The 19,414-nt window shown below is 71.2% G+C and carries 19 protein-coding genes and 2 pseudogenes; 7 read left to right on the forward strand and 14 right to left on the reverse strand.

Translation table 11 applies throughout. The features are described from left to right. Positions 1-32: 32 nt before the first annotated feature. Positions 33-1,685, forward strand: coding sequence for an apolipoprotein N-acyltransferase (gene lnt, locus SH922_RS05295; protein WP_393055193.1), 1,653 nt, complete (start codon positions 33-35; stop codon positions 1,683-1,685). 57 nt (positions 1,686-1,742) lie between these two features. Here the strand turns inward: lnt and SH922_RS05300 are convergent, their stop codons facing one another. The 4 genes and pseudogenes from SH922_RS05300 to SH922_RS05315 all read right to left on the reverse strand — a co-directional run. Further along, positions 1,743-2,099 (reverse strand): hypothetical protein, encoded by a 357-nt coding sequence (locus tag SH922_RS05300; protein WP_393055195.1) that lies wholly within the window; start codon positions 2,097-2,099, stop codon positions 1,743-1,745. A 99-nt stretch (positions 2,100-2,198) separates the two neighbouring features. Continuing rightward, complete coding sequence (locus tag SH922_RS05305) at positions 2,199-3,098, reverse strand: Gfo/Idh/MocA family protein (RefSeq protein ID WP_393055197.1); 900 nt, start codon at positions 3,096-3,098, stop codon at positions 2,199-2,201. Between the two features lie 19 nt (positions 3,099-3,117). Next, a complete protein-coding gene (locus SH922_RS05310) occupies positions 3,118-3,324 on the reverse strand; it encodes a hypothetical protein (protein WP_393063834.1) in 207 nt (68 codons plus the stop codon). A gap of 100 nt (positions 3,325-3,424) precedes the next feature. Further along, a pseudogene (locus SH922_RS05315) lies at positions 3,425-3,688 on the reverse strand (FAD-dependent monooxygenase); the annotation flags it as partial. 65 nt (positions 3,689-3,753) lie between these two features. Between SH922_RS05315 and SH922_RS05320 the strand changes: the two are divergent. Continuing rightward, a complete protein-coding gene (locus tag SH922_RS05320; RefSeq protein ID WP_393055199.1) occupies positions 3,754-4,203 on the forward strand; it encodes a hypothetical protein in 450 nt (149 codons plus the stop codon). A 105-nt stretch (positions 4,204-4,308) separates the two neighbouring features. Here SH922_RS05320 and SH922_RS05325 read toward each other — a convergent pair whose 3' ends face one another. The 8 genes from SH922_RS05325 to SH922_RS05360 all read right to left on the reverse strand — a co-directional run bounded on the left by SH922_RS05325 (position 4,309) and on the right by SH922_RS05360 (position 11,940). Further along, on the reverse strand, positions 4,309-4,794 hold the full coding sequence (locus SH922_RS05325; protein ID WP_393055201.1) for a hypothetical protein: 486 nt from the start codon (positions 4,792-4,794) through the stop codon (positions 4,309-4,311). Between the two features lie 164 nt (positions 4,795-4,958). Further along, the gene (locus SH922_RS05330; protein ID WP_385276954.1) at positions 4,959-5,642 is read right to left on the reverse strand and encodes a uracil-DNA glycosylase; all 684 of its coding nucleotides are present in this window, start codon (positions 5,640-5,642) and stop codon (positions 4,959-4,961) included. A 122-nt stretch (positions 5,643-5,764) separates the two neighbouring features. Continuing rightward, a complete protein-coding gene (locus SH922_RS05335) occupies positions 5,765-7,345 on the reverse strand; it encodes an ABC transporter substrate-binding protein (protein WP_393055203.1) in 1,581 nt (526 codons plus the stop codon). Positions 7,346-7,463: 118 nt separating this feature from the next. Further along, positions 7,464-8,219: an SDR family oxidoreductase gene (locus SH922_RS05340; RefSeq protein WP_393055205.1), complete on the reverse strand. Its 756-nt coding sequence runs from the start codon at positions 8,217-8,219 to the stop codon at positions 7,464-7,466. 20 nt (positions 8,220-8,239) lie between these two features. Beyond that, positions 8,240-9,001, reverse strand: coding sequence for a 3-oxoacyl-ACP reductase FabG (gene fabG, locus SH922_RS05345; protein WP_393055207.1), 762 nt, complete (start codon positions 8,999-9,001; stop codon positions 8,240-8,242). Positions 9,002-9,217: 216 nt separating this feature from the next. After that, positions 9,218-9,601, reverse strand: coding sequence for a DUF3037 domain-containing protein (locus SH922_RS05350; RefSeq protein WP_362547699.1), 384 nt, complete (start codon positions 9,599-9,601; stop codon positions 9,218-9,220). Then, complete coding sequence (locus tag SH922_RS05355) at positions 9,598-10,449, reverse strand: HipA family kinase (protein WP_393055209.1); 852 nt, start codon at positions 10,447-10,449, stop codon at positions 9,598-9,600. The genes SH922_RS05350 and SH922_RS05355 overlap by 4 nt, the downstream gene beginning before the upstream one ends. Positions 10,450-11,019: 570 nt before the next feature. Continuing rightward, positions 11,020-11,940, reverse strand: coding sequence for an SDR family oxidoreductase (locus SH922_RS05360; RefSeq protein WP_393055211.1), 921 nt, complete (start codon positions 11,938-11,940; stop codon positions 11,020-11,022). A gap of 197 nt (positions 11,941-12,137) precedes the next feature. On the opposite strand from SH922_RS05360, the gene SH922_RS05365 reads away from it, so the two are divergent. Genes SH922_RS05365 through SH922_RS05380 form a run of 4 tightly spaced genes read left to right on the forward strand, consistent with a single transcriptional unit; the run spans position 12,138 to position 15,596 of the window. Further along, positions 12,138-12,893 carry an enoyl-CoA hydratase family protein gene (locus tag SH922_RS05365; protein ID WP_393055213.1) on the forward strand — a complete coding sequence of 252 codons (756 nt, stop codon included), beginning with the start codon at positions 12,138-12,140 and terminating at the stop codon, positions 12,891-12,893. A 14-nt stretch (positions 12,894-12,907) separates the two neighbouring features. Beyond that, positions 12,908-13,756: a CoA transferase subunit A gene (locus SH922_RS05370; RefSeq protein ID WP_393063471.1), complete on the forward strand. Its 849-nt coding sequence runs from the start codon at positions 12,908-12,910 to the stop codon at positions 13,754-13,756. Then, positions 13,753-14,532: a CoA-transferase subunit beta gene (locus tag SH922_RS05375; protein WP_393055215.1), complete on the forward strand. Its 780-nt coding sequence runs from the start codon at positions 13,753-13,755 to the stop codon at positions 14,530-14,532. The genes SH922_RS05370 and SH922_RS05375 overlap by 4 nt, the downstream gene beginning before the upstream one ends. Continuing rightward, positions 14,529-15,596: an NAD(P)H-dependent flavin oxidoreductase gene (locus SH922_RS05380; protein ID WP_393055217.1), complete on the forward strand. Its 1,068-nt coding sequence runs from the start codon at positions 14,529-14,531 to the stop codon at positions 15,594-15,596. The genes SH922_RS05375 and SH922_RS05380 overlap by 4 nt, the downstream gene beginning before the upstream one ends. Positions 15,597-15,770: 174 nt before the next feature. Here SH922_RS05380 and SH922_RS05385 read toward each other — a convergent pair. Both SH922_RS05385 and SH922_RS05390 read right to left on the reverse strand, forming a co-directional pair. Further along, positions 15,771-16,226, reverse strand: a pseudogene (locus SH922_RS05385) (helix-turn-helix domain-containing protein); the annotation flags it as partial. A 70-nt stretch (positions 16,227-16,296) separates the two neighbouring features. After that, positions 16,297-17,733 (reverse strand): helix-turn-helix domain-containing protein, encoded by a 1,437-nt coding sequence (locus SH922_RS05390; protein WP_393055219.1) that lies wholly within the window; start codon positions 17,731-17,733, stop codon positions 16,297-16,299. 268 nt (positions 17,734-18,001) lie between these two features. On the opposite strand from SH922_RS05390, the gene SH922_RS05395 reads away from it, so the two are divergent. Continuing rightward, on the forward strand, positions 18,002-19,369 hold the full coding sequence (locus SH922_RS05395; protein ID WP_393055221.1) for a M64 family metallopeptidase: 1,368 nt from the start codon (positions 18,002-18,004) through the stop codon (positions 19,367-19,369). Positions 19,370-19,414: the final 45 nt, after the last annotated feature.

The following is a 19,414-nucleotide window of genomic DNA, read 5'->3' on the forward strand; positions in this document are numbered from 1 at the left end:
GCCTGCCACGTGGCAGGACGAGGAGGCGCGGCATGCCGAGCGGGGCCGTGGGACGCGAGCGGGGCGAACGGATACTCGGCTCGACCCTGGGGCGCGGAGGCGCCGCGCTCCTGGCCGGCGCGCTGCCCGCACTCGCGTTCCCCGCGCCGGGACTGTGGTGGTTCGCGTACGTCGCCCTGGTCCCGTTGCTGCTACTGATCCGTTCCGCCGGTACGGGGCGCAGGGCGGCGCTCGACGGCTGGCTCGGCGGGACGGGCTACATGCTGGCGGTGCACCACTGGCTGATGCCCAGCCTGCATGTGTTCATCGTGGTGCTGGCGGCCCTGCTCGGTCTGCTGTGGGCTCCCTGGGGGCTGCTGGTCAACCGGCTCCTGCGCGGATCCGTTTCCGGCAGCGGGGTCGTGGTGGCCGTGGTCGTGGTTCCGTGCGGCTGGCTGATGATCGAGACGGTCCGCTCCTGGGAGGGGCTCGGCGGCCCCTGGGGGCTCCTCGGCGCGAGCCAGTGGCAGGTGTCGCCGGCGCTCCGGCTGGCGTCGGTGGGCGGGGTCTGGCTGGTGAGCCTGCTGGTCGTCGCGGTGAACACGGCGCTCGCCCTGCTGCTCACGGGCCGTACCGCCCGCACGGTGGCTGTCGTCACGCTCCTGGCGGCGGCAGTCGCCGTGGGATCGGTGTGGGTGTGGGCACCGCAGCCCGAGCAGAGCGGGACGGCCCGGATCGCCGTCGTGCAGCCGGGTGTCGTCGAGGGGCCCGGCAGCGTGCAGCGCCGCTTCGCGCGCAGCGAGGAGCTGACGCGCTCGCTGGCGGGCCAGGACGTCGATCTGGTCGTGTGGGGTGAGAGCAGCGTCGGCGTCGATCCGGCCCGGCGGCCCGATGTCGCCGCCCGGATCGCCGCGCTGTCGCGGCTGGTGGGCGCGGATGTGCTGGTGAACGTGGACGCCAGACAGACGGATGCGTCGGGCCGGACCGGGATCTTCAAGAGCGCCGTGCTCGTGGGGCCGCAGGGGCTGACCGGGGAGCGCTACGACAAGATGCGTCTGGTCCCCTTCGGCGAGTACATCCCGGCCCGCTCGGCGCTCGGATGGGCCACCTCGATGGGCAAGGCGGCGGGCGAGGACCGCCTGCGCGGCACGGGGCCGGTGACCATGAAACTGCCCGGCGCGCACGGCCTGCGCATCGGTCCGCTCGTCTGCTTCGAGTCCGCGTTTCCCGACATGAGCCGGCGGCTGACCCGTGACGGCGCCCGGCTCCTGATCGCCCAGTCGTCCACTTCCTCCTTCCAGCACGGCTGGGCGCCCGGCCAGCACGCCTCGCTGGGCGCGCTGCGGGCCGCCGAGAACGGCCGCCCGATGGTGCACGCCACGCTGACGGGTGTCAGCGCGGTGTACGGCCCGCAGGGGCAGCCCGTCGGGGCTCCGCTCGGCACGGACACGAGCGGGGCGGCGGTGTACGGCGTGCCGCTGGCCCGGGGCACGACGCTGTACGTGCGGCTGGGCGACTGGCCGGTGTACGGCGCGCTGGGCGTGCTGGCCGCCTTCTGTGCCTTCGAAGGCGTGCGGTACGTGCGCAGGCGGGACCGGGCGGAGCCGGTGGGGGCGGTCGCCGCGGTGGTGCCGGCCGGCGGCGGGGGGTCGCTGGGCTCAGCCCGTTGGACCGAGGAGACCCCGGCAGAGTCCGCGCCACAGTGAGTCCGGGTCTCAGGCGACGGAGGCCGGTTCGTGCAGCGAGCCCGCGTCTCAGGCGTCTCAGGCAGTGCCGCCCGGTCCGTTCACCGTGACGATGTCGCCCATGGCGTCGACGGTGAGCGCGACCCGTTCGACCTTGCTGGTCACGCCGAGGACCAGCCACACCGGGCCCCAGAGGAAGCAGGTGAAGGCCGTCACGACGGCGTGCAGCACATGGTTCGGCCGCCGGCCCCGGACCATGACGACCTGGGTCTCGGAGCGGGACTCCACACGCCAGCCGCCCGCGATCCGCTGGTTGACCGCCCAGTCCAGGATCAGGGCACGATGCATGGCGTCGGGCGGACGGCCGTCGGCCCGGTAGTAGCCGGGAGGGGGCTGGAGCGCTCCCCAGCCCGGTGGCTCGCGGTGGCGCTTCACCAGGTCACCTCCACGGGCGTGCGGGTGGTCCGTCCACCCAGCCTGCATCGGGCCCGGTCCGCACGCATCCGGAGCCGTCAGAGGCGTTGGCGGCGGGCGCTACGCGCAGTCGAGGTCCCGCAGGACGCGCTCGCACAGCTCGTGCGTCTCCAGGGCGTCCCGGGCGCTCAGCAGCTTTCCGGCCCGGACCGCGTCCAGGAACGACAGGACGCTCTGCTCGATGCCGCGCTGACGGGCCACCGGCACCCAGTCGCCGCGCCGTCGCAGGCTCGGCTGGCCCTTGTGGTCGATCACCTCGGCGAGGTTGAGCACTTCACGCTTGGAGTCCTGGCCCGAGACCTCCAGCCGCTCCTCGGTCGAGCCGCTGAGCCGGTTCATCGCCCCGACGGCGGTGAAGCCGTCCCCGGCCAGCTGGAGCACGACGTGATGCATCAGGCCGTCACGGATCCTGGCCCGGACGACGGTGTGCTCGACGGGTCCGGGCACCAGGAAGCGCAGCGTGTCGACCACGTGGATGAAGTCGTCGAGGACCATGGTCCGCGGATTCTCGGGCAGCCCGACGCGGTTCTTCTGCATGAGGATCAGCTCGCGCGGGTGCTCGACGCACTGCGCGTAGCCGGGTGCCAACCGTCGGTTGAAGCCGACCGCCAGGGTGACACCGCGTGCCTCCGCGAGCTCCACCAGGCGTTCCGACTCGGCGAGTTCGTAGGCCAGCGGCTTGTCGACATAGGTGGGGACGCCCGCTTCGAGCAGCCGGCCGGTGATCTCCGGGTGCACGGCGGTCGGGGCGTGCACGAACGCCGCGTCCAGGCCCTGGGCGAGCAGCGAGTCGAGGTCGGTGTGGCACTGCCCGGCCGGGATGCGGTGGGCGGCGGCGACCGAGGCCAGGGTGGCGGGGGTGCGGGTCTGCAGATGCAGTTCGACCCCCGGCAGGGTGGTGAGCACCGGCAGGTACGCCTTCTGCGCGATGTCGCCGAGCCCGATGCAGCCGACCTTCACAGGGTCTCCTTCTCGCTGTTCAGCGCCGCACGTCGCGGTCCTCCTCCGTGGGGGTCGACCGCGGCCGGTCCGGCGCGTCCTTCGTCCGGGCAGCATACGTGTGCTGCGGCGGCCGCCAGTCGGCGATGCCGTCGAACGTGCGCAGGACGAGGCCTGGCCCGAGCCGGGAGACCGTGGACATCGCGAAGCCCCGTACGGCGACGGCCGGGGCGGAGGTCAGCCGCATCACCGGGTGGCCTGTGCGGCCTCGCGGACGATGGCGTGGTCCGCGGCAGCCGGTCGGCGGTGTACCCGGCCAACCCCGCGCCCGGATCCCCTCCGGGTGCCACGTGGTGGGCGAGCACGATCCCGTCCTCGATCGCCTGGTTGCCGCCCTGGCCCAGGGGGGGCGCCATCGCGTGGGCGGAGTCCCCCACGAGGACGGCGCGGCCGTCGCGGCGGGCGCCTGCCACCGCTCCGTCCCGACCGAGGCGGAGCTGCGCCCGGTTTCGGCGAGCTGTTGCGCGGGATGCCGGGCAGCAGCTGACGCACACCGCCGTACGGGCCGCCACCGATCGGCTGCACACGGAACGCCACGCTGACCGGGTCACTCGTGCGGGCCAATCCGGGCTTGCCGACTCACCCGACGACCGGGTCGGACCCCAGAGTTGATCAGGTGCATCGAATCAGAACCACCGTGAAACTCCTGGTCGGCGTGGCCGTCGCGGCCCTCTCCGGGTGTGTGTCCGTACAACCGCAGCCGAGCGCACCGACACGCCCGGAGAGCAGCCGGCCGGCGCAGGACCTGGCTCCGCAGGTCGTCCGGCCCCCGGTACACGACACGCTGGAAGCGCTGCCGGACCTGAAGCCCTCACCTTCGGTCTCGCGCCGGGCAGCCCCGGCGCCGCCCCCGCCGGCCCGGCGCGACGGCCCGCGGCCCCCGCAGCAGAACCGCCCCGGCCAGGCCGCCCGTCCGGAGCCACGCCGGGCCGCTCCGCCCGCCCCCGTGCCCGCATTGCCCGCACCCGCCACCGGGACGGACGTCTGTGCGCTCGGCCGGGGGTACGGGCACTGGCCCGCGGGCAGCCCGCAGTCACGCATCTGCGACAGCACCTACGGCCGCTGATACGGCGGACCGGCACCGGCACGAGGAGTCCGGTGGCCCGCCCGGGCGGGCCACCGGACCGCGCCCTCCCTCACGGCTCAGGCAACGAGTCCCGGACGGCCGGCGTCAGAACTCCCGCAGCCGCCGCTCCAGACGGCCGATGGCCGCCCGGACGCCTCCCCCGTACCCGTCGTCCATACCGTCGTCCGCGAGGACGCCCGAGGCCTCCCGGGCCCGGTCCAGATGGATCCGGGCGGCGGCGGGGCGCCGGAGCTTCACATAGTCCGCGGCGAGGTTGAGGTGAAGCGAGGGATAGAAGGCGCGCACCGCGAGCGCGTCCCGGTGCTGCGCCACGCGCTTCCCCGTCAGCGTCTGTGCGGCGGAGAGAGCCCGCAGGTCCCAGGCCAGTTCGTCACCGGGGTCGTCCTGGGTGTCGGCCATGTAGTGCGCGAGGGTGCACCGGTGCAACGCGTCACCCCTCTCACCGATCTCTGCCCAGAGCGCGCCGAAGCGGTTGCGGGCCTCCTCCCGGTCACCACCGTGGAGCAACATGATCGCCTGGCCGATTCTGGTCATGACGACGTCCTGCGACGCCTCCTGCTGCTCCGTCACCGCGGTCTCCCTCGCACCTGTCCGCCCACGCCCGGCCGATCATTTTCGACCCGCTCCGACCGATACCTGACGAATCCTTGCCGTTCCTATCGGATTCGTCCGGTTACAGCCGGTTCGACGCTAGTCGCGATGGCGGACATTCGCACTCAGGCTCGGGCGCGCCCTCAGCCCAGGTCGGGGATGCGCCAGTCGATGGGCCGGTGCCCCTGCGCCGCGACGGCCTCGTTGATCTGGGTGAACGGGCGAGAGCCGAAGAACTTCTTCGCCGAGAGCGGCGAGGGGTGCGCACCCTTCACCACCACGTGGCGCTCCTCGTCGATCAGCGGGAGCTTCTTCTGCGCGTAGTTGCCCCAGAGCACGAAGACCGCCGGGTCGGGCCGTGCGGCGACGGCGCGGATCACGGCGTCGGTGACCTTCTCCCAGCCCTTGCCCTTGTGGGAGTTGGCCTCACCCGCGCGCACCGTCAGCACAGCGTTGAGAAGGAGGACTCCCTGCTCGGCCCACGGCATCAGATACCCGTTGTCCGGGACCGGAAGGCCGAGCTCCTCCTTCATCTCCTTGTAGATGTTGCGCAGGGAGGGCGGCGTCTTCACGCCCGGCCGCACGGAGAAGCACAGGCCGTGCCCCTGGCCCTCGCCGTGGTACGGGTCCTGGCCGAGGACCAGGACCTTCACCTTGTCGTACGGAGTCGCTTCCAGAGCCGCGAACACCTGCTCCCGGGGCGGATAGACCGGACCGTCGGCCCGCTCCTTCTCGACGAATTCGGTGAGCTCCCTGAAGTAGGGGCTCTCGAGCTCCTCGCCGAGGACGCCGCGCCAGGACTCGGGCAGCGGGTAGGTGTCGGTCACGTCAACAACCTCCGGTAAGCAATTGGTTCTTGACCTCAGAACCTACCGGGAGCCACTGACAACGGACTCCGGGGAGCCTTCCGGGGGCCGGGAGGCACGGCCGCCGGGCCCCCGCGGGCCCGCTACCAGTTGGCCTTGCGGTACAGCTCCCACATCTGCATGACCGTCTGCGGGTCCAGTGCACGCTCGCCGCCGCCGATGTCCTCGCCCGCCGCGACATAGAGCTTGCCCTGCCACAGCGGCAGCACCCGGACGTCGTCGACCAGGATCTCCTGGGCCCGTTCGAACTGCTTGCTGACCGCACCGCGGTCGCTCTCCTTGCGGGACTGGGGCAGCAGCTCCTTCGTGATCTCGTTCTTCACGTAGGGCATGCCGGTGACGCTGTCCTTGCCCACGAAGGGGGCGATGAAGTTGTCCGGGTCCGGGAAGTCCGGGAACCAGCCTCGGCCGAAGACGGGGAACTCACCCTTGGTGAAGCCCTCCTGGAAGGTCTTCCAGGGCTTGCTCTTCAGAGTGATCCTGAACAGCCCGGAAGCCTCCAGCTGGCGCTTGAGCTCGGCGAACTCGGGGGCCGTCGACGATCCGTAGCGGTCGGTCGTGAACCAGAACGTCAGCGCGACCGGCTTGGTGATGCCCGCGTCCGTGAGGATCTTCTTCGCCTTCTTCCTGTCCGGGTCACCGAACCTGTCGAAGAAGCTGGTCGTGTGCGCCGCGATGCCCTTGGGCACCATGGAGTAGAGCGGCTCCGCCGTGCCCCGGTAGACCTTGGCCACCAGGGCATCACGGTCCACGAGCTGCGCTATCGCGCGACGGACGGCCGGGTTCCCGGCGGCCGGGTCCTCCGGGTTGAAGACCAGGAAGCGGATGTCGGCGCCGACGTTCTCGACGATCTGGAGGTCGCTGTCCTTGTCCGTGTTGTCCTCGAGGGCGACGACCTCCTCGGCGGACAGCCCGCGGTAGGTGGCGTCGATCTCGCCCTTCTTGAGGGCCGGCACCAGGTCGGCGGACTCCTTGAAGTACCGGATGGTCACCGCGTCGTTCTTGCGGTCGGCGAAGCCCTTGTAGTCGGGGTTCCTCACCAGCACGGAGCGGTCCCCCGGCTTGTACGCGTCCAGCAGGTAGGGACCGGACCCGGTCACCTTGCCGTCGTCGCGGATCTTGTGCTTCGAGTACGCGCTGGGCGCGACCAGCGACATGGCGGGGGTGGCCAGCACGAACGGGAAGGTGGCGTCGGGCTTCGTCAGATGGAAGATGACGACATCGTCGCCCTTGGTCTCCACCCGGTCGAGCGAGCCGAGCATTCCGACCGGGCCGCCCTTGACCGCGATGGACCTGATCCGGTCGATGGAGTACTTCACGGCCTCGGCGTCGAGCGTGTCCCCGTTGGAGAACTTCAGCCCCTTGCGGAGTTCACAGCGATAGGCGGTGCTGGTGGTGTCGGTGAACCTGCAGTTGTCCGCGGCGTCGGGCTCGGGGCTCGTACTGCCGGTGGGGAAACTCACCAGGGTCTGGAACACGTTGCGCATCAGCTCCCAGGAGCTGTCCCATGCCGCTGCTGGGTCGAGCGTGGACGGTGAGCTGGTGGTCCCGACCGCCAGCTTCTGTTCCACGTCCGAACCACCGCCGGGAAGCAGACCGCAGCCGGCCAGCAAAGACAGGGAAGCAAGGGCTGCAGCAGCCTGCAGACTGGCCCGGTAGAACACGTGCACGCTCCTCGATCAGCCATGGGTCGGCAGACCATACCGCAGTGCCCCGCCGGGTCAATCCGCTGGTCCGACGGGGCACTTGAGTCAATCAGGGCCAAACCGGCCCAGGCCGATCTCAGCCGACGCCGGCATTCAGGAAAATCCCGCCGTCGACGACCAGAGTCTGCCCGGTGATCCAGTCGGACTGGCTCGATGTGAGGAAGGCAGCGGCCCCGCCGATGTCCTCCGGCACGCCGAGCCGGCCCAGCGGGTAGGCGGCGGCCGCCTCCGCCTCACGGCCCTCGTACAGCGCCTGCGCGAACTTCGTCTTCACGACCGCGGGTGCGATCGAATTGACCCGGACGACCGGCGCGAACTCGTGCGCGAGCTGCAGGGTCAGATTGACCATGGCCGCCTTGCTCATGCCGTACGCGCCGATGAAGGGCGAGGCGGAGACACCCGCGACGGAGGCGATGTTGACGATCGCCCCGCCGTTCTCCTTCTGCCAGGCCTTCCAGGTCTGCTGGGCGAAGCCGAGCGCCGAGATCACGTTCGTCTCGAAGACCTTGCGGGCCACATTGAGGTCGAGCTCGGCGATCGGCCCGAAGACCGGGTTCGTGCCGGCGTTGTTGACCAAGAAGTCGACCCGGCCGAACGCTTCCATGGTGCGCTCGACGGCCGCCGCCTGGTGCGCCTCGTCGTGCGCCTTGCCCGCGACGGCGATGACCCGGTCGGAACCGAGCGCCTCGACGGCCTCCTTCAGAGCGTCCTCACCACGTCCGGTGATGCACACCCGGTCACCGCGGGCGACGAGCGCCTCGGCGATGCCGTAGCCGATCCCCCGGCTCGCGCCGGTGATCAGCGCGACCTTGCCACTGTCCTGCACAGTCATGATGTCCGTAGCCCTTCGGGTCAGTTGAGCGGTCCGCCGGCGACGTACATGACCTGGCCGGAGACGAAGCCGGCGTCGTCGCCCGAGAAGAAGGCGATGGCGTTGGCGATGTCCTCGGGGAAGCCGACGCGCTGCACCGGGATCTGGGTGGCGGCGGCGGCCTGGAACTCCTCGAAGCCCATGCCGACGCGCTCCGCGGTCTGCGCGGTCATCTCGGTGACGATGAAGCCGGGCGCGACGGCGTTGGCGGTGATGCCGAACTTGCCGAGCTCCTTGGCGAGGGTCTTGGTGAAGCCCTGCAGACCCGCCTTGACCGCGGCGTAGTTGGCCTGGCCGCGGTTACCGAGGGCCGAGGAGGAGGACAACGAGACGATCCGGCCGAACTTGGCGTCCACCATGTGCTTCTGGACGGCCTTGGCCATCAGGAACGCACCCTTGAGGTGCACGTTCATCACGATGTCCCAGTCGGACTCGCTCATCTTGAAGAGCAGGTTGTCGCGGAGCACGCCCGCATTGTTGACGAGGATCGTCGGGGCACCGAGCTCGGCGGCGACCCGCGCGACGGCGGCCTCCACCTGGGCGCTGTCCGACACGTCACAGCCGACGGCGAGGGCCCGGCCGCCGTTGGCGGTGATCTTCTCGACGGTGTCCTTGCAGGCCGCCTCGTCGAGGTCGAGTACGGCGACGGCGCGGCCCTCGGCCGCCAGACGTACCGCGGTGGCGGCACCAATGCCCCGTGCGGCTCCCGTCACGATGGCTACGCGCTGCTCGGTGGTGGACATGCTTGGCTCTCCTCGCCCTTGGATCGCGGCTCAGCGGACGTCAGGCGCATTCCCGCGAGAACGCTCCCGATAACTGAGCAACCGCTTAGTACCTTCAGCAGACGAGACGCTAGAAGCCCTGGCACCCGGTGTCAACGGCCCACGGACGCAGCGGCGCATGTCACACCGGACGGCGCCGCCTCCGCACGGTGCGGGGCGGCGCCCAGGGCCATGCGATCAGCGCACCAACAGGTCGAGCAGCCTTTCGACCTCTGCGGCGGGGTCGGTGGTGAGGCCGCTGTGCACCGGGCTCGGCTGGATGACGGTCGAGCGCGGCGCGATCAGCCAGCGGAAGCGCCGCCCCGCATCGTCACCGGCCGCCTGGCCCGCGTCCGTACCTCCGCGGCAGACGCCCTCGACGGCGTACAGGGCGGCCCGCACCCCGGTCACATCCGCGCCGGGGTCCAGGGCCCGGAGCTTGCCCTCGTCGAGCTCGGTACGGGCGGCGACGAACCCCTTGGCCCGGCAGTAGACCACCACCCCGGCATTGAAGAACTCGCCGCGCTGGACCCGTGGCACCACGCGCAGGAGGGCGTACTCGAAGACATCGCGCTTGCTCACGGCCGGCCGCCCTTGTCGCTGTTCTGGTTGTCATGCCGCGGGGCGAGGCGTTCGGTGAGCCAGCCCGGGGCCTGTGAGGGCTTGGACGCGGTCGGCGCGTCCAGGGTGATCCGCTCGTGAATGGTGGCGGCGCGCGGCAGCAGCGCCTCCACATAGGCGCGGCGCAACTGATCCGTCGACTCGAAGCCCGGCTCGTCCACCAGCCACTCGTCGGGGACGTCGGCGGCGACCTCGGTGAGCAGTTCCTCGGTGACCAGCGGGGCGAGCTCGGCGGCGGCTGCCGCGATGTCGGGCCCGAACGGCGCCAGCGCGTGGTCGGACGCGTTGTACGGCTTGGCGGCGGACGCCTGGACACCCGGCCAGTTGTGGTGCCAGATCATGGTGGCGCCGTGGTCGATGAGCCACAGGTCGCCGTGCCAGATCAGCATGTTCGGATTGCGCCAGGACCGGTCGACGTTGTTGATCAGCGCGTCGAACCAGACGACGCGTCCGGCCTCGCGCGGGTCCACCTGATAGGCCAGCGAGTCGAACCCGAGTGAGCCGGGAAGGAAGTCCATCCCGAGGTTCAGCCCACCGCTGGCCTTGAGCAGCTCCTGCACCTCCTGGTCGGGCTCGGCAAGACCGATCACCGGGTCCAGCTGGATCTGTACGAGATCGGGGACGCGCAGTCCGAGCCGGCGCCCGAGCTGCCCGCAGATCACCTCCGCGACGAGCGTCTTGCGGCCCTGTCCAGCGCCGGTGAATTTCATGACGTACGTACCCAGGTCGTCGGCCTCGACGATCCCGGGGAGCGAACCGCCCTCACGCAGGGGCGTGACATAGCGGGTCGCAGTGACCTCATTCAGCATTTTCCCAGGCAACCCATCTATTTTGCCTTGCAATTCACGTTTCATTGATCAGGAGGGGCGGCCACGGTGAATCGCGTCCACGAACCTGGGGAGATCCGGGGAGTTTCGACCGCCACGTGCGCCTTCCCGTTCCCCAGGGCGGTCCGTCGATGGCGGTGCACCGTTGCCTCCGGCCTCCGGCATGAAGCGAGCATAGTAACCGAGGGTGATCACCGGCGAGCAATGCCCGAGCCGCCGCGCCAGAGCGTCGTTCGGGGCACGGTGCAGTCGCCCTTCCGCCGGACGCCGATGCTCTCGTGCGCAGCGCCGGCCGGGTGGGCATCGTTCCGTTGAGTGGGACCCGGCCGGAACCCGGCGATCCGGACGGCTTCCCGCCCACCGGGACGGAGCCTGCGCGAGCCGGGGCGGGGCGAATTGGATGAACTCCTCCCTTCCGTCCCGTCCCGGTCTGTCCAAGAGAGGTGCCCATGCGGCTCGGCATCGACAGTCCCGTCGCCACGGCTGTCCCCGGCGCCCATTCCCCCTGGAACGCACGGGCGACGGTTGATCACCACCCCGTGCCGCGGCGCGTCAGGAGGCGCCGTACACCGGCTGCGGGGTCTCGGCCGCAGCCAGCAGACCGGTGACCGCCGCTCCGGCCTCGGCCGGGGTCCAGCGGGCGCCCTTGTCGGCGGTGGGGCCGGGCCGCCAGCCCTCCATCACGGTGATCCGTCCGGCCTCGGACTCGAAGACCCGGCCGCTCACCCCGGCGGACGCGGCGGAACCCAGCCAGACGACGAGCGGCGACACGTTCTCCGGGGCCATCGCATCGAAGGCCCCCTCGCCGGGGGCCGCCATCGTCTCGGCGAAAGTCGCCTCGGTCATCCGGGTCCGGGCGGCCGGGGCGATCGCGTTGACCTGGACTCCGTAACGGCCCATCTCGGCGGCGGCCACCAGGGTCAGGCCGACGATGCCGGCCTTGGCGGCTGCGTAGTTGCCCTGGCCGACACTGCCCAGCAGCCCGGCCCCGGAGCTGGTGTTGACGACCCGGGCCACGGGCGTCCGGCCGGCCTTCGCCTCGGCACGCCAGTGCGCCGCCGCGTGCTTCAGCGGCAGGAAGTGCCCCTTGAGGTGGACGCGCATCACGGCGTCCCAGTCGTCCTCGTCCAGGTTGACGAGCATCCTGTCGCGGAGGAATCCGGCGTTGTTGACGAGCGTGTCGAGCCGGCCGAACGAGTCGAGTGCGGTGGCGACGAGTGAGGCCGCGCCCTCGGAGGTGGCGATGTCACCGTTGTGGGCGACGGCCTCGCCCCCGGCCGCGCGGATCTCCTTCACGACCTGCTGGGCCGGCCCGGTGCCCGAGCCGGAGCCGTCGAGCCCCACGCCCAGGTCGTTGACGACGACTTTCGCCCCCTCGGCGGCGAGAGCCAGGGCATGTGCGCGGCCGAGTCCACGGCCGGCGCCGGTGACGACGGCGACGCGTCCGGCACACAGGGCGGTGGGTGAGGTCATGACGAGTGTCCTTTCGACGGGCGACAGGCGACGTGCGACATGCGGCGTGCGACATGCGGCGTGCGACATGCGGCGCGCGACGGGCGGGGAAGAGGGCGCCGGTACCGCTGAGTGGCATGACACCCTCCCGCGGCGTCCGTATCGCTGCTACCTTTTGGGCCTAACAAACGTTTGGTGGAAAGGTAGCTGATCTGCTCATGGGTGTCTCCACCGCCGTCCCACACGAAGGCATCGCGGTCGTCACCGTGGACTACCCCCCGGTCAACGCCCTGCCCGTACAGGGCTGGTACGACCTGGCCGCAGCGGTACGCGCCGCCGGGGCCGATCCGGACGTCCGCTGTGTGGTGCTCACCGCCGAGGGGCGCGGCTTCAACGCCGGCGTGGACATCAAGGAGATGCAGCGCGCCGACGGACCCGAGGCGCTGATCGGCGCCAACCGGGGCTGCTTCGAGGCGTTCGCCGCGGTCTACGAGTGCGAGGTCCCGGTCATCGCCGCCGTGCACGGCTTCTGTCTGGGCGGCGGCATCGGCCTGGTGGGCAACGCGGACGTGATCGTGGCAGCCGACGACGCCTCCTTCGGCCTGCCGGAGCTCGACCGCGGCGCGCTCGGCGCGGCCACACACCTGGCCCGGCTCGTCCCGCAGCACCTGATGCGGACCCTGTACTACACCTCGCGCACCGTGTCGGCCGGGGAACTGCACCGGCACGGCTCGGTGTTCAGCGTCGTGCCGCGCGAGCAGCTCGCCGGGGCCGCCCTGGAGCTCGCCGGGGAGATCGCCGCCAAGGACGGCTACCTCATCCGGCTGGCCAAGGCCGCCATCAACGGCATCGACCCCGTCGACGTACGCCGCAGCTACCGCTTCGAGCAGGGCTTCACCTTCGAGGCCAACCTCAGCGGCGTCGCCGACCGTGTGCGCGACACCTTCGGCACGGACAAGGAGCAGCAGACGTGACACAGGACAAGACGATGACGGCCGACGGCGTCGTCGGCCGGCTGGAGAGCGGTATGACGGTCGGCATCGGCGGCTGGGGTTCGCGCCGCAAGCCGATGGCCCTGGTGCGGGCGTTGCTTCGCTCGGACATCACCGACCTGACCGTGGTGTCGTACGGCGGCCCCGACGTGGGCCTGCTGGCGGCAGCGGGGAAGATCCGCAAGCTGGTCGCCGCCTTCGGAACGCTCGACTCGATACCGCTGGAGCCGCACTTCACGGCGGCACGGCAGCGCGGCGCCTTCGAGATGGTCGAGATGGACGAGGCGATGATGATGTGGGGCCTGACTGCGGGGGCGCAGCGGCTGCCGTTCATGCCGGTGCGCGCCGGTCTGGGCTCGGACCTGATGGAGGTCAACCCCGCTCTGCGTACGGTCACGTCACCGTACGAGGACGGCGAGCGGCTGGTCGCGGCTCCGGCGCTGCGGCTGGACGCGGCCCTGGTCCACCTCAACCGCTCCGACGTGCAGGGCAACGGCCAGTACCTGGGCCCCGACCCGTACTTCGACGACCTGTTCTGCGAGGCCGCCGACCAGGGGTTCGTCTCCTGCGAGCGGATCGTGGAGACGGCGGACCTGCTGAAGGAGCACGGGCCGCAGACGCTGCTGATCAAGCGGATGTTCGTGGACGGGGTCGTCGAGACACCGAACGGCGCGCACTTCACCTCCTGCGTGCCCGACCACGACCGGGACGAGGCCTTCCAGCGCGCCTACGTCCGGGCCGCACGCGACCCCGAGGCCTGGCCCGCGTTCGTCGAACGGTTCCTGTCCGGGGACGAGGCCGCTTACCAGGCCGCAGTCACCGCGTTCCACCAGGAGGAAGCATGAGCGGCACCGAGACCACCGGCATCCCGAAGGCGAGCCGCGCCGAGTACTGCGTGGTGGCCTGCGCCGAGGCCTGGCGGGACGCGGGCGAGATCCTCGCCAGCCCCATGGGCACCGTCCCGGCCATCGGCGCACGCCTGGCGAGGCTCACCTTCTCCCCCGGACTGCTGCTGACCGACGGGGAGGCCCTGATGATGGCCGATACCCCGGCCGTGGGGACGAAGCCGGGGAGCATCGAGGGCTGGCTGCCGTTCCGGCAGCACCTGACGCTCACCGCCACCGGCCGCCGGCACGTGATGATGGGTGCCAGCCAGATCGACCGGCACGGCAACCAGAACATCTCCTGCATCGGCGACTGGGCCAGGCCCACGCGCCAGCTGCTCGGTGTACGCGGCGCCCCGGTCAACACCCTGAACAACCCCACCAGTTACTGGGTACCCAAGCACTCGGCGCGCGTGTTCGTGGAGCACGTCGACATGGTCAGCGGAGTCGGGTACGACCGGGCGGCCGAGGCCGGTCCGTCCGCGACCCGCTACCACCGGATCCCCGAAGTCGTCAGCAATCTGGGCGTCTTCGACTTCGAGACCCCCGACCGCACGATGCGGCTGCGTTCCCTGCACCCCGGTGTGAGCCTCGAACAGGTCACCGCAGCCACCGGGTTCGCCCTCGCCGTCCCCGACGAGGTGCCGTTCACCCGGGAGCCCACCGAGGCCGAGCTCCGGCTGATCCGCGAGGTCATCGACCCCAAGGGGATGCGCGAACGCGAGGTCCCGGCATGACCGGGCCCGAACCGTTGCCGACCGCGCTCACCGAGCTGACCGGGGTGCGGTACCCGATCGTGCAGACCGGAATGGGATGGGTGGCCGGTCCCCGGCTGGTGTCGGCCTCCGCGAACGCGGGGGCGCTCGGCATCCTGGCCTCCGCGACGATGACGGTCGAGCAGCTCCGCGCGGCGGTCCGCGAGGTGAAGTCCCGTACGGACGCGCCGTTCGGCGTCAATCTGCGGGCGGATGCGGGCGACGCGGGCGAGCGGGTGGGGATCATCATCGACGAAGGGGTGCGGGTGGCGTCCTTCGCGCTGGCCCCCTCCAAGGACCTGATCGCCCGGCTCAAGGACGCCGGCGTCGTCGTCATCCCCTCCATCGGCGCCCGCCGGCACGCGGAGAAGGTCGCCGCGTGGGGGGCCGACGCGGTCATGGTGCAGGGCGGCGAGGGTGGTGGCCACACGGGCGACGTGGCCACCACCGTGCTGCTCCCCCAGGTGGTGGACGCCGTCGGCATCCCCGTGATCGCGGCGGGTGGCTTCCACGACGGCCGCGGTCTCGTCGCCGCGCTCGCGTACGGGGCAGCCGGCATCGGGATGGGTACCCGCTTCCTGCTCACCTCCGACAGCACCGTCCCCGACGCGGTGAAGGCCAAGTACCTGGCCGCCACCGTCAAGGACGTCACGGTCACCACACAGGTGGACGGCCTGCCGCACCGCATGCTGCGTACCGCCATGGTCGACTCGCTGGAGCGCTCCGGCCGCGCCACCTCACTGCTGCGGGCACTGCGGCACGCTTCGGCCTTCCGGAAGGAGTCCGGAGCGAGCTGGCCCCGGCTCGTCCGCGACGGGATGGCGATGAAGCACGGCAAGGAACTGACCTGGAGCCAGGTGCTGTTGGCCGCCAACACCCCGATGCTGCTGAAGGCCTCGCTGGTCGAGGGGCGTACCGACATCGGGGTGATGGCCTCGGGGCAGGTGGCGGGCCTGATCGAGGATCTGCCGTCCTGCTCGGAGCTGGTCGAGCGGATCATGGACGAGGCGCGGGCGGCACTGAAGACCCTGCCTGGGGCGGGCTGACGCTGCGGCTGCCGGCGGGCGAGGGGCGGTCCGGATCCTCGGGCCTCCCCGTGCCCCGGTGGCCCATGCCCCCGCCGGTGCCCGCTCTTGGGCGGAACACACCGAGTGGACGGGTGACGCGTCACCGAAGCGCACGGCGCTCCACGCTGTTCGACGAGGGCCTGTGCCGGGTTCTCCACCCGCCTCAGGACTCCGGCTCGGCGAGGAAGGCGGCCACGCGACGTCGTCGATCGTGAGCCACGGCGTGACGGCCACAGCCGTGGGCGTGAGACCGGCGAACTCCCTGACCTCGCGGTGGAGATGGGACTGGTCGACGTAGCCGCTCTCGATGGCGGCGCCGGCCGCGGTGTGGCCCTGCCACGAGAAGGTGGGCGGCGTGATCGAACCGCACCGGCCGGGCGGCGCGCTTGGGCGCAATGCCGAGCTGGGTCCGGAAGCGGGCCGACAGGCGCTTGCGGCTCCAGCCGACCTCGTCCACCAGGCCGTCGACCCGCACCCGCCCCCGGCCGGCGCGGGTGCGGCGCCAGGCGTGGGCCACTTCCGGATCGACCGGTGGGTGGTGCCCAGCCGTCGGCCGAGGAACTCCCCCGCGATCGTGAACCGTTCGCAGCAGCTCGACCCGGCCGTCCGGCACCGCCTCGTACCGGTGCGCCGACGACGCTCCGTGAAGACCGTCCACGTCCGTCAGCAAGCCCGCGCGTCAGGCCCAGGGAGCGAACGGCGGGCGGGCGGGAGCGGGGCCGAGTGTGGTGGTGCCCGGCTCGGCTCGGTGCCCGAGGCCGGTCCGGTAGGCGTTCAGGGCCGCTTCCGTCCGGCCCTCGCTGCGCAGCAGGTCCCCCAGCAGCCGGCAGATGTCGGCGAGATCTCCGGCAGCGCCCGTCTGTTCGAGCAGGGAGAGCGCCGTGGCGTAGTGCAGCTCGGCGGCCTCGGCGTCTCCGGCCTCCTCTGCGATCAGGCCGAGAAGCCGGTGGGCGCCGCCGGCGTGCACCGCGCCGCGGCCGGGCTGGAGTCCGGCCAGCAGGCTTTCCAGCAGCTCCGCGGCCTCCGTCGATTTCCCTCTCCTGCGCAGGACGTCGGCGAGTTCCACCTCCACCTGCGAGACGTACAGTGCCGCCCGCTTGGACACCAGCATCGAGTGCGCGGTACGCAGTTCCGTCTCCGCTCGCACGAGGTCGTCGTGCTGGGCACAGACATAGCCCCGCATCCAGTGGCAGTGAGCAAGCTCGGTACGGATCTGCAGCTGCTGGTAGAGCTCGGTGGCCCGCTCCAACGACGCCTGGGCGGCGTCGACCCTGCCTTCGGCCAGCAGCGTGCGGGCCACCGTTCGGTGCATGGTGGCGACCAGGGCGGGGTCCGAGACCTGGGACACCAGGGCGAGTGCGAGTTCGGCGGCCTGCGCGGCGCGGGCGTGGGCGCCCATGTCCATGTACGGGGCGATCGAGGCCGTGTAGAGCTGAAGCAACGCTCCCGGGTCGTGCAGCCCGGACGTGTTCAGTTCATCGATCGCGCTTTCCAGCAGGTAACACGAGTAGCGCAGTTGACCGGCCAGGTAGTGGGCGACCGACCGGCCCCGGACCGCCCGCGCACGGGCGGGGAGCGGCTGGTCGGCCAGCGCGTGTTCCGCGGCCTCGAACCGGGCCAGGGCCTCGGTGAGGTCGCCCGTATCCAACGCGCATTCCCCGAGGCCCACGAGCGCTGCCGCCCGTTCGTGCGTGAGCCCGTACTCCTCGGCCCGGCCGAGAATCTGCGCATAGGCGGCGCGCGCGTCGGCGGCGTCCTCAACGGCCAGAATCCGCTGGGCGTCGGCCAGCTCCATGCGCAGGGCGGTGGCGATGTGGGTCGGCTTGCCCGTGGCGAGTTCCTCGTGGGCCACGCCGAGCCGTTCGGCGATGTGCCGGAGGGCGGCTTCTGAGGGCCGCACCTTGCCGGCTTCCAGGGTGGAGACGTAGGCGGCGGTGTACGCGGGTTCGGCAAGCTGTCGCTGCGTCAGTTCGCGCTCCTTGCGGAGCCGCTTCACCCGGCGGCCGATCACGGCCGGTGCGTCCTGCGCCTCCGCCTGTTCCCGGTGCGGCCGGCCGGAAGCCTCGCCTCCGGACGTACGCTCCGGTTCGCCGGTCGCCCTGCTGCTTCCCGCCATGGCTGCCCCTCGTCCTGCGTCCGCCGGTGGTCACCGGCTGCTTCATGCCTCTGCGACTACTGAACCGAGAGACCGCCGGCCGTCGCCGTCCCATACTGCCGCCCGGCCGGCTTCGCGGGCACCGCCGGCCGCGCTCCCCCGTCACCGCCGGGGCCTGCGGGACTGTTGCCAACAGCTCGGCGCCCAGCCTAGGTTATGCGACACGTTAAACATATTTATGTTGTCGCTTTACTTCATTTCCGAGCCGGACGACAGAGTGAGGATTGGCATGCACACCCCCAGAACGGCCGCAATATCCGTGGGCGTCGCGCTCACAGCGATCATGGGGGCGGCCCTCGCCGCTCCCGCGTTCGCCGTGGACCCGGAGCCCACGCAGGAACCGCGTGTCACCGTCGAGTACTTCCCCCAGCCAGGCGGCGAGGGCCGACGGACCGAGGTCCCGGTCAACACGGACACCGTGACCCGTCGTTCCACCGCGCGGAGCGTGACACCCACCGCTGCGGCCACGGACGGGGCGGTCGGAAAGCTCTCCGTGACGGGCTCCTCGGCCGACCGGCTCGACGTGGTGATCGTCGGCGACGGCTACACCGCCGACCAGCAGGACGCCTTCCACACCGCGGCAGCCACGAAGTGGGCGGACATCACCGGCATCGAGCCGTACTCGAGCTATCAAGGCCTGATGAACGTGTGGACCGTCGACGCGGTGTCCAACGAATCCGGCATCACAGGTGACCCCACCGCCGACGTCACCAAGGACACCGCGCTCGGCAGCTACTTCTGGTGCTCGGAGACCGAGCGGCTGATCTGCGCCGACATCGACAAGGTCGCCTCCTACGCCGCCAAGGCCCCCGAGGCCGACCTGGTCATCGTCATCTCCAACTCCACGAAGTACGGCGGCGCCGGCTACTCGGGCCTGGAGGCGGAGGGCTACCCGTTCGACGGCGTCTCGACCCTCTCCTCGGACAACGCGCAGTCGAGCATGATCGCCGCCCACGAGATCGCCCACTCGGTCGGCCTGCTTGCGGACGAGTACGCCTACGACAGCTACGGCACCTGGACGGGTGGCGAGGTCGCCGACATCAACTCCAGCACGTTCACCGCGGAGCAGATGGCCGCAAACCGAACCAAGTGGTACCGCTGGCTCGGCGAGACCGACCCCACGGGCGGCACCGTCGGTACGTACGAGGGCAGTAGCTACTACCCCTTCGGGATCTACCGCCCGACGGCCAACTCCCTCATGCGGGCCCTGAACATCGGCGACTTCAACCTTCCCGGCCGCGAGGCCATGATCGCCGGCTTCTACCGCGAGGCCAACGCACTGAGCAGCGACACCGGCACGAGCAGCGCGATCCTCAGGTCCAGCCGCATCAAGGTCTCCCGGGCCGAGCTCACCGGCCTCGCCGCGCCGGAGCTGCGCTGGTACGTCGACGGCGTCCGGGTGAAGCGGGCACAGGGTCTCACCGCGGCCGTCCCCGCCGCGCTGGGCGTCCCCGCGGACGGCAGGACGCACACCGTCACGGTCGAGTCCCTGGACCGGACCGAGTCGATCCGCGACCCCCGGGTCCGCGCCGAGGCCACCGAGAGCCTGACCTGGACCGTGAAGGCGTCCGGACGCAAGGGCCACCGGCACCACTGACGGACTGCCGCACGACGGCGGACGGCACCGGCCCCTTCGCCGGGC

Origin of the sequence: Streptomyces sp. LN549 (genome assembly GCF_043203805.1) — a bacterium.
GTDB lineage: Bacteria > Actinomycetota > Actinomycetes > Streptomycetales > Streptomycetaceae > Streptomyces.

What these genes read in the sequence shown, in the direction of transcription:
- SH922_RS05370 (WP_393063471.1), top strand. Translation starts at nt 12,908, where the DNA reads ATGACGGCCGACGGCGTCGTCGGCCGGCTGGAGAGCGGTATGACGGTC.
- SH922_RS05340 (WP_393055205.1), bottom strand. Translation starts at nt 8,219, where the DNA reads ATGACTGTGCAGGACAGTGGCAAGGTCGCGCTGATCACCGGCGCGAGC.
- SH922_RS05380 (WP_393055217.1), top strand. Translation starts at nt 14,529, where the DNA reads ATGACCGGGCCCGAACCGTTGCCGACCGCGCTCACCGAGCTGACCGGG.
- SH922_RS05365 (WP_393055213.1), top strand. Translation starts at nt 12,138, where the DNA reads ATGGGTGTCTCCACCGCCGTCCCACACGAAGGCATCGCGGTCGTCACC.
- SH922_RS05395 (WP_393055221.1), top strand. Translation starts at nt 18,002, where the DNA reads ATGCACACCCCCAGAACGGCCGCAATATCCGTGGGCGTCGCGCTCACA.
- lnt (WP_393055193.1), top strand. Translation starts at nt 33, where the DNA reads ATGCCGAGCGGGGCCGTGGGACGCGAGCGGGGCGAACGGATACTCGGC.
- SH922_RS05375 (WP_393055215.1), top strand. Translation starts at nt 13,753, where the DNA reads ATGAGCGGCACCGAGACCACCGGCATCCCGAAGGCGAGCCGCGCCGAG.
- SH922_RS05310 (WP_393063834.1), bottom strand. Translation starts at nt 3,324, where the DNA reads ATGCGGCTGACCTCCGCCCCGGCCGTCGCCGTACGGGGCTTCGCGATG.
- SH922_RS05355 (WP_393055209.1), bottom strand. Translation starts at nt 10,449, where the DNA reads ATGCTGAATGAGGTCACTGCGACCCGCTATGTCACGCCCCTGCGTGAG.
- fabG (WP_393055207.1), bottom strand. Translation starts at nt 9,001, where the DNA reads ATGTCCACCACCGAGCAGCGCGTAGCCATCGTGACGGGAGCCGCACGG.
- SH922_RS05360 (WP_393055211.1), bottom strand. Translation starts at nt 11,940, where the DNA reads ATGACCTCACCCACCGCCCTGTGTGCCGGACGCGTCGCCGTCGTCACC.
- SH922_RS05390 (WP_393055219.1), bottom strand. Translation starts at nt 17,733, where the DNA reads ATGGCGGGAAGCAGCAGGGCGACCGGCGAACCGGAGCGTACGTCCGGA.